General features: G+C 35.1%; 1 protein-coding gene. It reads right to left on the bottom strand.

Translation table 11 applies throughout. The features are described 5' to 3' along the window. Nucleotides 1-245: hypothetical protein (locus tag SB847_RS21955; protein ID WP_410578844.1), on the bottom strand; the 245-nt coding region annotated here is incomplete at both ends.

Consider the following 245-nt stretch of genomic DNA (forward strand, 5'->3'; position numbering starts at 1 on the left):
CTGTCTGGGTTAAAATCATCGAGAAAATCATTTGGGCGACTTAGTTTCAGAAAAAGACGAACAAAAGCATCGTAAGAAGATGACTCTAAGTCGTAAGAAACTGAAGATATAAAATCAGTCTGTTGACTAAAAATAAATTTATACATATCTCCATAGACTGTCTCGAAATTAGATAAATCAACTTCAAAACACGCAAAAACCCCGTCATCCATTTTTAAGTACCCAACCTCAGCACCCTTAACGAT

Source organism: Bacillus sp. SIMBA_026, assembly GCF_046535335.1.
GTDB lineage: Bacteria > Bacillota > Bacilli > Bacillales > Bacillaceae > Bacillus > Bacillus velezensis.